Origin of the sequence: Vibrio antiquarius (assembly GCF_000024825.1) — a bacterium.
In the GTDB taxonomy this organism is placed as follows: Bacteria; Pseudomonadota; Gammaproteobacteria; order Enterobacterales; family Vibrionaceae; genus Vibrio; species Vibrio diabolicus.
In genome coordinates this window covers 526,793-540,439 of sequence record NC_013457.1, presented here as the reverse complement: position 1 = coordinate 540,439, position 13,647 = coordinate 526,793, and the positions used below count along the sequence as shown (strand labels likewise).

Annotated in this window: 3 protein-coding genes; 2 read left to right on the top strand and 1 reads right to left on the bottom strand. The window is 43.4% G+C overall.

Translation table 11 applies throughout. From position 1 onward, the window contains the following. Nucleotides 1–103 precede the first annotated feature (103 nt). On the top strand, nt 104–1,033 hold the full coding sequence (locus tag VEA_RS17315) for a LysR family transcriptional regulator (protein WP_006741107.1): 930 nt from the start codon (nt 104–106) through the stop codon (nt 1,031–1,033). 257 nt (nt 1,034–1,290) lie between these two features. On the opposite strand, the gene VEA_RS17310 is transcribed toward VEA_RS17315, so the two are convergent. Continuing rightward, the gene (locus VEA_RS17310) at nt 1,291–2,268 is read right to left on the bottom strand and encodes a M23 family metallopeptidase (protein WP_006741106.1); all 978 of its coding nucleotides are present in this window, start codon (nt 2,266–2,268) and stop codon (nt 1,291–1,293) included. 381 nt (nt 2,269–2,649) lie between these two features. On the opposite strand from VEA_RS17310, the gene VEA_RS17305 reads away from it, so the two are divergent. Beyond that, on the top strand, nt 2,650–13,062 hold the full coding sequence (locus VEA_RS17305) for a tandem large repeat (protein ID WP_006741105.1): 10,413 nt from the start codon (nt 2,650–2,652) through the stop codon (nt 13,060–13,062). Nucleotides 13,063–13,647 lie beyond the last annotated feature (585 nt).

The following is a 13,647-nucleotide window of genomic DNA, read 5'->3' as shown; positions in this document are numbered from 1 at the left end:
ATAGCTAGGAATGCTTTTCCGAAATACTAGAAAAGTTTGCATGACACAAAAATACTTTTTCTGTCATATTAGATGTGATTATTTTTCATTAATTGTGAGCGTTATGGATAAGCTGTCATTAATAAAGTTGTTTGTATCTGTTGTGGACTTAGGGAACTTTACAGCAGTCGCGAATCAATTAGGGCAGTCGCCTTCTACTGTTAGTAAAGCGATTGCTCGCCTAGAGCAGGATTTGGGTGTTCGTTTAGTTCACCGTACAACACGTCAACTCCAGCTCACTGAAGCGGGGTTTAACTACCTTGAGACGGCAAGAGAAGTGATCAACTTGCTCAAAAGTAGTGAAGAGCAGCTTCATCAAAGTATTGCATCTCCGTTTGGTACACTTCGTGTCAGCCTTCCTTTATCGTTCGGGCAAAACTATATAACTCCGCTGATTCCAGAGTTTTGCGAACGTTACCCTGAAGTGAAGTTGGATCTTAGCTTTTCCGATGAATACACCAGTATATTGGAGAGTGGGATGGACGTTGCTATTCGAAGCGGGAGACTAAATGACAGCAACCTGATTGCGAGGCGATTATGTCCTATTGATATGGGTATGTTTGCCAGTCCGGAGTACATAAAGAAGTTTGGTCGGCCTCAGAGTGTTGAAGCGCTTAACCAGCACAAATGGATAATGTACCGCTATAAACAATCGGGGCGCTTGCTTACCTTGACGATGCCTTTAGATGGGCAATTAGTAGAATTTAGTCCTACACATCAAGTGACAGTAGACAATGGTTATGCGATGGCCTCTTTAGCGAGTTTAGGAGCAGGGATTGCACTGATGCCCCAATATCTTGCTCGAGACTTAGTACAGCAAGGTAAACTGATGTTGGTTTCTGAACCTCAAAGAACCGATGGTCAAGGTGTCTATATATACTATCCAAGTCGTAAGTTTGTGCCCGCGAAAGTAAAAGTGTTTATCGACTATATTATTCATAAACTTGATGAGCAGGGAGAGGCGATCAACAGCAGTTGGATGCTGAACCATTAAAGCTCTTACTGGAGGATGATAGCTTTTTCTGAAGTCTAAGCGTGTTACGTGCCAGCAAGTTTTCTACATTCAGTTGTGCAGTTGTGCCCACAAAAATATTAACTTATGGGTCTGCAAACAAAGATTCGAATCACTAAGAGCCACATATAGCGGCTCTTTTTTGTCCTGAACTTGGAAAGTGGCGACAGGTCTTGAAGTGCTCAGAGGGTTACGAGGACTCGCTTCAGATAAATGAAGAAAGATCGAACCGAAGTATGTTATTGCCGGTTTGACTGTCTATACCGTTGCCATTCCGCTGTTAATTCTGCTTTTTCTTTTCTCGCTGCAATCAGCATTTCTATATTAACGTCAGTGTTTGGGTGCTTTTGAATGTATCGCTCGTAATCAACCGGAATACCATTAATGTGCAGTTCAAGGTGTAAATGCGGCCCTGTTGTTCTTCCTGTGTTACCCGTTTTTCCTATCACTTGTCCTCGGCTGATCTTCTCGCCAACGTGGACGTGGCGTTGAGATAAGTGTAGGTAGCGTGATACAGAGCCATTTGTGTGGCGGATATTAATGTAGTTGCCCGCAAAACGGTTGTAACGAGACTTTAAAACGATGCCATCAGCAATACTACGAATCGTTGTGCCTACTGGTGTTGCATAGTCAGTGCCTAAGTGTGGAGTCGTTATATTGGTTACTGGGTGTGTTCGTTTTAAGTCATAGCCAGAGCTTACTCTGTAGCTTTTATCAAAGGGATCTGAAAATCGGAGTTTATTTTTTATTGACACGCCATGCTCATCAAATATGTTGCCTTGCCCATCATTGATAATAAATAAATCGGTTTTACTACCTAAATAGTAAAAAGAACTAATATAGGTTTCATTTCTACTATTTAACTTAGTTCTTAAGATAAAATGGTCATCTCTCTTAACTGAATCAATAATATTAAAGTTACTTTTAATAAGGGCCAATAGCAAATTAATCTCTTTTTGACTTATCCCTGATTTTAACAATGAAGCGACAAACGAGTACTCAACCACACCTATGGTGATTTTTTGTCTAAGAGTCCCCCCCTCAAAAGGTGCTTGAACTCCCTCATTCTTGAACTCCAAAGGCTTAACGGTAGGCAGTCTATCCATGGGAGTGAGGATGTGGTGAGAAAGCGACACGCTAATAAAAATGAGTAAGGCAATGGTGAGAAGGGTTGCGGTAGGAGTTCGCACACTCCTTTTTATTATTAAAATAGTCATTAGTTTTGGTGGTTTATCAAGGCTGACAGTTGTGCGTAGAGTATAATATTTTAAATAAAACCTAGCATTAAAGTATGGCTAATTCCTCCGTTTTAACTAAGTGAATAATTATAGGTGATGATTTTAATTTAATAATTTAGTAAAAGTGACGGTTGGTCTGGTGTTTTTGGCTTTTTAAATGGTGTTATTGTCACGTTGAGAAAATATTTTACAATAATATAATCTCGGCAAAATATATTTTGCCAAATTACTATGTTCGCTAAAAATACGCTGAAATTAACATTAGGTCTTACGCTTACATCTCTTTTATTGAGTGCATGTGGTGGTGGTGATGGAGGAGACAACACACCTCCAGCTAGAAGCAAAGGAAGCATTTCCGGTATGGTTTTTGACGCCCCTGTAAATGGCGCAAAGATTGAGGTTTTCGAGTTCAAAAATGGAAACTTAGGCCGGAAGTTGGCTAACACGACGTCTGATGCGTTCGGAAACTATCTGCTAGAGTTTGAATCGTCTTCAATGCCTCTTTTTGTTGTTGCAAAAGAGGGGAGTTATACCGACCCGTTTACGAATGAAACGGTATCAGTGAGCAATGCGAAGACACTTAAATTTGAAGGTGTTGTGAACTTTAAAGAGGGGAGTGAGCAAAAGTTAATGCTTACTCCGCTGTCGAACTTGGCAGCAGGCTTGGCAAAGTACAAAATTTCTCAAGGAACTACAGATGAGAGTGCCTTTTCAACCGCTTTGGATAGTATCAATAGCATGTATGGGTTTGACGTAAATGAGACCAAACCTATTGATATAACCAAAGGTGGGCAAAGCAGTTTTGCTAGTGCTGGGCATCAATACGGCGCTTTATTAACTGCATACTCGTCTTACTCTTACGATCTTATAAAAAAATACGGCAACAGCGATAACGTCTACACTTCAATGCATTTCGCTGATATCCAATATCGGGATGTTATTGCAGATGGTGTTCTTGATGGTCTTGAAGTGAGCCAGACTTCAGGAGCAGTGACTCCCCTCAGCTTTGGACAGAAAAAGATAAATAGCGACATTTATACACGTGATTTATCTCAGCATGTTCTGATCGTGGTAAACGATCCAAGTGTCAATATCTCTGGTACTGATGCCGCAGACTATGTCGACTTTAGTAAGAAGCTTAATGACTTAGGTACATATGGCAGTACTGATGGCGTCATTCCACCGCGAGATGGTACGGATATCGATACAGATGCGCCAATAGTTACTCGTACGGACAGTGATGTGCTCGCTGGCACCGATAAAGTTGATCTAAAGATTGTAGATGATATCGGCGTAGAAGACGTATCCGCCTTTATTCAGTATCAGGTTAATGGCTCTTGGTCTGGTGAATTTCAATGTAACGACATACAAGATTTTGGAAGCACATTCTGTTCGGTTGAATTTGATGATTTTGAAGTTGGCCTTCGAGAGACCAACGTTAAAGTTAACATTAATACCAAAGAGATCGATAGTGCAGATATGAACCCTGCCACAGGGCTCTCAAACGTAGCAGCAGCACGGTTAGTCTTATATACAGCGGATGTACTGGGTAATGAGTTAATTCCAGGCAGCCATTCGGGTCTTCATATCAACTTTGAATGGGATAACGATGCGCCTGTTATCGATATTACATCGGCGAGTGCAATTAATAATCAACTTAAAGAGTATGTTCTGAAAGGGGTTGTAAAAGAAAGCTCGCAAGAGATCAGTTCGGTCAGTATTTCATTTAAAGATGGCTTACATGAGGACGTCACATGTTCTCCTGTCACTGTAGAGTCTGGAAATGCTTGTGAGTTTAGTAAGGCTTACCCAATTGATGAATTCCTATCTACGACGGTCTTTGAGGTTCGAGCGAAGGATAGCAAAGGCAATACGGGCACCGCTCAGCATGCAGTAAGTCGTGACGATCAAGCGCCAGCACAAACGATTACTTATCCTGAAGGTGCGTCAATGACGTACGTAAATGTCGGTTTAGATGGTGAACGAACCACTTACGATGGTATCTACTCTCAAGATACGTATACCCCAGACAATGTTCAAGCGAGCCGTGATTACCTAAAGATAGACTACGCTTACGCGAGTATAGGCATTCAGAATTCATTAAAAGGGGTAGATTTTAGTAACTTCAACGCTAACTTGTTGAAAGAGAATAAAATCCCTTATGTTCGTGTGAAAGTGTCAGACGTAAATACCGATACGGTTTTAGGCTCCAACGCCAATAAACTTAAGCTCGTCGTCAAGTATTATGTCAGCCAAAATAACGATAACAACTACTCACTTCAGCAAGTTATTGATACAACCGCATCGGATGATGACTACATCGCAAAAATTCCGCACGAAACGTTGTTAGATAGCAATGGGCGTGTAGAAGATGTCATCTATTACATTCCATTTGTAAGAGATATTTTGGGTGACAGCTTTAAATCGGTATCAGAAAACAGTAGTCAAAAGTTAGTCATTCAAACCGTCGATGAGTCTGATAACGAAAGCACTCCAAGAGAAGTATATTTTAGAAGTAGCTTTGATCTGCCAACTATAAAAGTGGTGACACCATTTATTGGTGCGCGAGCTCAACTTGAAGGATTGAGTCCAAATGGTGAATTCACTTCACTTGCGAGTTGTACCACTATCCAACAATTGGAAAGTGACCAATCAATGGCTCTTGACGTCGCGAGTTGTGAAACCACAACTGATGTTGTGAATTATGACTTCATGCGTGTTCGTTTAATTGGTATCGAAGGCAGCGAGCCATACTACTATCAATGGAAAAGAGATCCAGGAACCAAAAAAGTAACGGTTGATTTAAACAAGGCCAATATTGGCGTGTACTTTAAGCTCAATGGCTCTCAGACTTACTATATTACTGAACTATCGACATATCAGACTAGCTTGTTTGATTTCCAGTGGGATCAAGTCACTGCCGGAGAGAAAACTTCTGAGCGTGCGATTCAAATTCTTGATGAGGTGCGCTACGCGTTATCAGGCACGAACAACAGCTCATTCTTTGGATTTGATCCAACGGTTGTGCCTTATGCAACGAACGAAATGCTTGCTACCAAAGCGATTCCAGAAAAGCCATCAAACGATTATCTACACCGATTTCTTGTCGAAGCTATCGATAGTATTGCTCAAGGAATGCCGAGAAATAACTCATTAGATTTTGCCTCCGCTATTTACGATGATTTGAGCTTTGATGGAAAAGCGAATGGTATTGGTGTTGGTGGACGTCAGGTTATGCTCGATTCTTATCAATTCGGTTCCGATACTTATCGAAAGGATTTAGCGCAATCGTATTACGAAATCATGGCGAGCAAATACGGTATTGAGACCAATATCGCGCAGCTCTATGCTGATGATATTTCGATGGCTAATCCTAACTTAAATGGTAAGAACATTTTTGATACAGAGGGTAGCAGTATCGATATCTTGCCTCCACAGCCAAAATTAACGATTGAAAGCGGTCGAGAGACGATGGTTGGCAATAGGCTTTATATTGCTGGTGAAGTTGTTTCTAAAATTATCCTAGACGATCCTTCTGGTATTGTAGAAACCGACGCTTATGGTCCGAAGTTTAGCACGATGTGGTATCAAGCCAGTGGGCCAAACATTGAAATACCGCTGGACATTAACATTGTAGAGAACCCTGGCAACAGCAATGCTTATCGAAAAGAGTACCTCTTTACCCTTAACTCTCAGTCTAGTGAACTAAAAGATATTGTAGAGTTTGCTGTGGAAACCAGTGCCATGGACCCACATGGTAATGCGTATGGTTACGATGGCAAAGATCCGTTCATAGAAACGGTATTTATTGATAATGATTTCCCTAAAACGAGTTACCTCCCACCTAATGATGTCGATGGTAAACCTGTAGAAGACGGTATTTATTTAAATGCCAAAAATACCCATGAATTGACCTTCAAGGTTGAAGACGTTGTGGGTGACAAGCTTTCTTCAAGAGGTCTTGTTTTCTACCAGCAAACGGGTGAAAAAGTCACATACACACCAGAGGACTTTGCGAATAACTCGAAAGACGCCTTTAAAGTCAAATTATGTACGGGGGAGCTTTGTTCAAATCAAGGCGCGACGATTTACCCGGGTGATGGTGATTGGCTAGTCGTTGCAGCGGCAGAGGATAATTTAGGTAACTCCGTTTCAGAGTTAACTAGCACGGCTCCGAGATTCAATATTCGTATCGACTCTGAAGCTCCTATTGTAAAAAGTGAGCAGGTTCAAAGCCGTTTAGGCGGTAACAACCAATGGACACCTGTCATTGATTGGGGGACGTTAAGCTCTGGCAATAACGTAAAAATAGATCTGCGCCGCGGATCTGGTCAGGCTCTGACATTAGAAAGCTGTGACCCTCTAACAGAGGCGTGTGACGTACCATACCTAGTTGGTGAACAGCCTGACGTCAAAGTCCAACTGGTTTCAAAAGCATTTGATTACGATGAATGGAATGAATTTTACGTCACTGCGACGGACAACGCTTACCCTGCCAATGTCAGTACAACAGGGAAATTCACCTTCCAAGTCGATAACAAAGGCCCCGAAATCATCCTAAATACGCCTTGGGTTGAAGACACATTGTCTAAAGAGAACTATGTCATAGGGCGTGAGTTCAATGTGCGATTTAAATCCGTAATAGACGATTCAGACCTTGAGCAAGTCTCGCTGTATCAAAGTGGTAAAGATTCGCCAATTAAGACAATTGTGCCAACGGATTCATCTAAAGAGTTTGTCATGTCTCTTATCAAGAGTGACACAGATAAAATAGACATTTCTGAAGATGAAAAAACAACGTCATTGTATGTAAAAGCAACCGATATTTATGGTTTTGAGTCTAGTTCTAACACGCACAAGGTTATTCTTGATCGTGATGGACCAACATTAGGATTAAGTGGTTTCAATGCGAATGACTACTACTTAGGTAACTATGTCTTTGACCTAACGGCTCTAGACCTAAATGCAAACGGTGATGTTTCAATTAATGGTGTCAATCGAGAAAGCCTAGAGTATTGGACGTTTAGCGATCTGGAGCCATTACCTGGCTCTCCCGGTACAAAAATCAATGAGGATCTCAAAGTGAGCCTTGGTGATTTAGGTACGGGTACACACAAGGTTCGTTTAAAAGGGTCTGATGTTCGTGGCAACACAACCTTAACCAGTGATGAGCAAGATTTTACCGTCAAAGTGTACAATTCCATCCCGCAGGTGACGCTGGCGATGAGTTACACGGATGGAACGCCAATTACAAACAACACCATCTATCAAGATGGGAATATCGTACTTACGCTTGATATTGTTGATGATAGTGGCGTTGATCGAATTGACTCAACGTATAGATTCTCTGGAGAGCAAAACGGGACTAACTTTACGTTCTCAGAAACCGCAGATGGCACTTGGACTGCAACGTTGCTTTCTACACAAATTGCCAAAGATGGTAATTATGAACTTGATATCAAAGTTTATAACAAAGTTCGTTACCTTGATGAAAAAGACCGAAAGGTTGGAAAAGTAAACCAAACCTTTAGCGTACAGCGTGAAGGCGTGGTTCTAACAGTTGAAAGCCCGCTGGACTTCCAAAATTACTTATCTGATGGTGTTCTTGATGTCACCTTTACTACATTGAGTGCGGTCAAAGCCAAAACGTTAGAGTGTTGGGTTCGTGAAGAATACAGCTCTCTAGATGCGCCACCAACTAATGAGCAACCAACTTCTGGTGTTATCAACGTATCGCAAGAACCTTACAGTTGTAGTGTCAATGTTGGGCAAAACATGACCAAAGCACCTGTTACTTTGATAACTAAAACCTTGGGTACAAATGGGCGTGAAACGATCAACAAGTTCAATTTCTCGATGGTGGATATTGATGCACCGACAGTCGTAGATGGTAACTCATACAGTTTTAAAGGAAGTGATGTTTGGTTTGATGAAGCTTTGAAGAAGAAGATGCTCACATTTGAGCTCTCTTTTAATGATGCTTTATCAGGCGTGAATACCGAAAGTTCAGATGAATATCCAAAGTTGGTTCGTAATCTTGGCAACAAAGCTTATACACCAACGACTTGTGCCAAAGGTGTTGGAAATATCAAGTGTACGTATTCTGAATCCTATGCCGATATTATTGATGGCCTGAGTACAACTCAAGAATACAAAATCAAGAACTTATCTGATTTAGCAGGAAACTTGACGGCAGAGCACGATCTACTGCTTGAATTACCTAAAGGTTCGGTAGTCGTCGAAATTACTGATCCGATTGGAAACACAACCATTAATGGTCAGCAGCTTGTCGCCAAATTCAGAATTAAGCTGTATGAAAACTCTAGACTAGACAATGTGATGGCCAGGTTTGGAACGGAATCCTACAACTATAAAGATAATCCGGAGAAGTTTGCACAATTAGAGGTGTGTGCAGATGATCCAACCTACAAGTGTTCAACATTTACAAGTGAACTTCCTAGCGATGCGGATGGAAAAACGATCAGGACAATTATTACCGCAACGGATGTGTGGTCGAGAGTCGGTGAAGCGACCGTTGATATTAAAGTTGACAACACACCTCCAAGTGTTGGCGATGAGATTATCGTAACCGAATCGCCAACAAATCCTGATAATGTTCGTTTTCGTTTTGATATAACGGACACTGGTAGCAGCCTCGCAAAAGTAAACTACTCGGTTTTAAACCCGAGTTATCAAGAAGAAAGAGTAGAGGATGGGAATGGTTCATCTACGTACTTTGAACTACCGAAATCTCAGTTAGAGGGGCGTGGTTCAATCACAGTAGACATCAAAGCGACAGATAGCGTCGGACTGTATTCTGATATCAGAAAAGTCATTGATATTAGTGTTCCTAAAGTCACAGTTGATTTCGATGGAATTACGAGTTTGCAGGGGGGGAAACTGTTTTTAACCAAGGCGAGCCAGCCGTTTACGCTATCTACGGTGGAAGGAGAAAGAGTGAAAGCTTCACAATATTCTGTGGAGCTTATTCCAAGCCTCGGTGATTCCTTGCGTTACTCAGGTGATGTTATCTCATCTAGTGGTAATGGAATGATGAACTTTGCCGTCGATAATCAAGGGTCATATACCCTTAAGGTGACGGTGACGGACTCAGTTGGAAGAGAGAATACAAGCTTTGAATTACTAGGCAAAAGTTATGATGGACAAGTTATCGAGTCTATTGTTGATTATGACGTTCCAAGTATTTCTGGCTTAAGTGCTAATCAAATCTCTAAGATACCGACAAACGATAAGTATCAGCTAGAAATTAGTGCATACATTACAGATAAAAATTTAAATCTTGTCACTTCAAAAGCGGTGAGTGGTGGCAGCACTGTGGCTCCTCAAGCGATTACTGAGCCGACAACCGAAGCAGGGCCTTATGTCATAAGCTATTTGTTACCTAAAGGCGATCATACGATCACGGTGGCAGCAACAGACAAGGTGGATAACAAGAGTGAAAGTTCTATTGACGCGCATGTGGAAGCGGCAACCGTTCCCGGGCTAAGAATCTCTACCGCCTCAAGCGCCCCTCTTTTTGGAGGCGAAGAGATTACGCTCGCGTTTAACTTTACAGAAGAAGTTACGAACTTTGATATCTCAGATGTCCATCTTGTCGCTAGTGATAGCGGTGCAACAGGAACGTTAAAACAAGATACTTGGTCGACTTCAGACAATATTACGTGGATGGTTAACTATGTCAGCCCAGAAAAACAAGATAAAAATATCACTATTCAGGTAGAAGACAATAGCTATCAAAGTACCAATACAATTCCTGGAAAAGGAAGCAGCTTAAGTATCGCGGTTGAAGGAACCTTACCAAAACTAACCAATGTGACATTTAACCCCGAGCATCAGAGTGTGGGTCAAAGCGTGAGTGTATCGCTTGAGTTTGATAAAGAGCTCCAAGAGGCGACCGCCAAGCTTGGCGGCAATCGCATCAGTTCTCTGTCAGCAACGGCAGATAAAAAGGTCTGGGTTGGTAATGTACAAGTTCCGAGCACCGCGCTGTTAAGTGTCGACTTGGTTGTTAGTCAGTTTAAAGATTTGACTGGCAACATAGGTGAGGATAACACCGCTCACGAATTACCGATCACACCGACCTTAGCTATTACGCCAGTGGGCAGTGTGGATGAAACGCATGCCGCCACGTTACAATTCGAAGGTACGTCGACACGCTTTGGCGGTCAGTCCCTGCGTCTTGAAGTGAAAGCCCAAGGCAGCGCGACGGTACTAAAAAGAGGCAGTGCGACAGTACAAGCCGGTGGCACTTGGACCAGTGACGCGATTGATATGAGTCATCAAACCAATGGCACTTACACCGTGATGGTGACGGGGACGAACTCAGCGGGTATTGAAGTGAGTGAAAGCCAGAGCTTTACACTCGCGCAATCTCTGCCAACGCTGACTAACGTGACGTTTACGCCTGAGCACCAAGCCATCGGCCAAAGCGTGACGGTAACGCTGGAATTCGATAAAGATCTGCAATCCGCCGCAGCGGAATTAGGTGGTACAACGATCACCTCATTAATGGCAACCGCGGACCCAAGTGTTTGGACTGGTGATGTAGTGGTACCAGACTCGTCAGAGCTGAATGTGGCGTTACTAGTTCGTGACTACCAAGACTTATCAGGAAACACCGGTAGCCAGAACACGGCTTACTCCATGCCAATCACGCCGACCTTAGCCATCACTCCTGTGGGTAGTGTGGATGAAACGCATGCCGCCACGCTACAATTCGAAGGTACGTCGACACGCTTTGACGGCCAGTCCCTGCGTCTTGACGTGAAAGTCCAAGGCGGCGCGACGGTACTAAAAAGCAGCAGTGCAACGGTACAAGCTGGTGGCACTTGGACCAGTGACGCGATTGATATGAGTCACCAAACCAACGGTACTTATACCGTGATGGTGACGGGGACGAACTCTGCGGGCATTGAAGTGAGTGAAAGCCAGAGCTTTACACTCGCGCAGTCTCTGCCAACGTTGACTAACGTGACGTTTATGCCTGAGCACCAAGCCATCGGCCAACGCGTGACGGTAACACTGGAATTCGATAAAGATCTGCAATCCGCCGCAGCGGAGTTAGGTGGTACGATGATCACTTCATTAGTGGCAACCGCGGACCCAAGTGTTTGGACTGGTGATGTGGTGGTACCAAGTACGTCAGAGCTCAATGTGGCGTTGCTGGTTCGTGACTACCAAGACTTATCAGGGAATACAGGTAGCCAGAACACGGCTTACTCCATGCCGATCACGCCGACCTTAGCTATTACGCCAGTGGGCAATGTGGATGAAACGCATGCCGCCACGCTACAATTTGAAGGCACGTCGACACGCTTTGACGGCCAGTCCCTGCGTCTTGAAGTGAAAGCCCAAGGCAGCGCGACGGTATTGAAAAGCAGCAGTGCAACAGTACAAGCCGGTGGCATTTGGACCAGTGACGCGATTGATATGAGTCACCAAACCAACGGCACTTACACCGTGATTGTGACAGGGACGAACTCAGCTGGTATTGAAGTGAGTGAAAGCCAGAGCTTTACTCTCGCGCAATCCTTGCCAACACTGACTAACGTGACGTTTACTCCTGAGCATCAAGCCATCGGCCAAAGCGTGACGGTAACGCTGGAATTCGATAAAGATCTGCAATCCGCCGCAGCGGAGTTAGGTGGCACGACGATCACCTCGTTAGTGGCAACCGCAGACCCAAGTGTTTGGACTGGTGATGTGGTGGTACCAAGCACGTCAGAGCTCAATGTGGCGTTGCTAGTTCGTGACTACCAAGACTTATCAGGAAATACCGGTAGCCAGAACACGGCTTACTCCATGCCGATCACGCCGACCTTAGCTATTACGCCGGTGGGCAGTGTGAATGAAATGCAAGCCGCCACGCTACAATTCGAAGGTACGTCGACACGTTTTGACGGCCAGTCCCTGCGTCTTGAAGTGAAAGCACAAGGCAGCACGACGGTACTAAAAAGCAGCAGTGCAACGGTACAAGCTGGTGGCACTTGGACCAGTGACGCAATGGATATGAGTCACCAAACCAATGGCACTTATACTGTGATGGTGACGGGGACAAACTCAGCGGGCATTGAAGTGAGTGAAAGCCAGAGCTTTACACTCGCGCAGTCTCTGCCAACGCTGACTAATGTGACGTTTACGCCTGAGCATCAAGCCATCGGCCAAAGCGTGACGGTAACGCTGGAATTCGATAAAGATCTGCAATCCGCCGCAGCGGAGTTAGGTGGCACGACGATCACCTCATTAGTGGCAACAGCGGACCCAAGCGTTTGGACTGGTGATGTGGTGGTACCAAGCACGTCAGAGCTCAATGTGGCGTTGCTGGTTCGTGACTACCAAGACTTGTCAGGGAATACCGGTAGCCAGAACACGGCTTACTCCATGCCAATTACACCAACAATACATCTAGATGCTATCAACGATGTTGCTGGAGTGGAAAGCGTGACAGTAAGTGGTAGCAGTGAACGGTTTGAAGATGGTGAGTATATAGATATCAAAGCAGTCGACGTTGATGGTACAGAAGCCACAGGCATGGCTACCGTGTTTTCAGACTCATGGACAACTGATTTAGATCTTTCAGGACTGAAGGACGGAGCCGTAACGATTTATGTGAATGGTACCAACAAGCTGTCTGCCTCTGCCGAAGAGGTCCAAGCAACATTGAACTATGATCGTTTCGCAAGTACAGCCTCCTTAGGTGCTGTCTACAACCGATATTTTAGTGAGAACAAAACTTTAAAAAATGCGGCATAAATAAAGCGAGCGTTTTAGCTCGCTTTATTTATTTGGGACTTTTTGTGATATTTATCAAAATAATTGCCTTTATTGATAAGTTACTCGAATTAATAAATCGTCTTAATACAAGGCTGAATAACTATAATAACTAGGCCAATGTTGCTTTTAGGTGTGTATGACGTGATTGTGATGGTCGCTCGGTAGATGCTGTGGTGAATGTGTCGCGTTGAAAATCTTTTTAAATATTATACATTTATGCTCGTTTCTATACTCTGAGTATAGTGTTCTGCATGAGGTCGATGGGTAATACCTCGCCTCTTTAACTCGCGATGAAGCAAATTTAATCCTAGCAAGCTTCAGAGCAGTTACTTTTGTGAGTGCGTAATGCGCTCACCTTTTTATTTAAACTTCCTCAGTAACAGTCAATTTGTTGTTTGTTGCTGAGGAGGGCACCTCATAAACTTCTGAATTTCCTCGTGCTTACCTGAAGCGCACGTTACTACGACTTTTGTTAACTTCAGTCCATAAATTAAATTTTTTTAGAGAGTAAGATTTTACCATTTTGACAAAGTGGGTGATGTTACTGGCTTTTGTTGTGGTTAA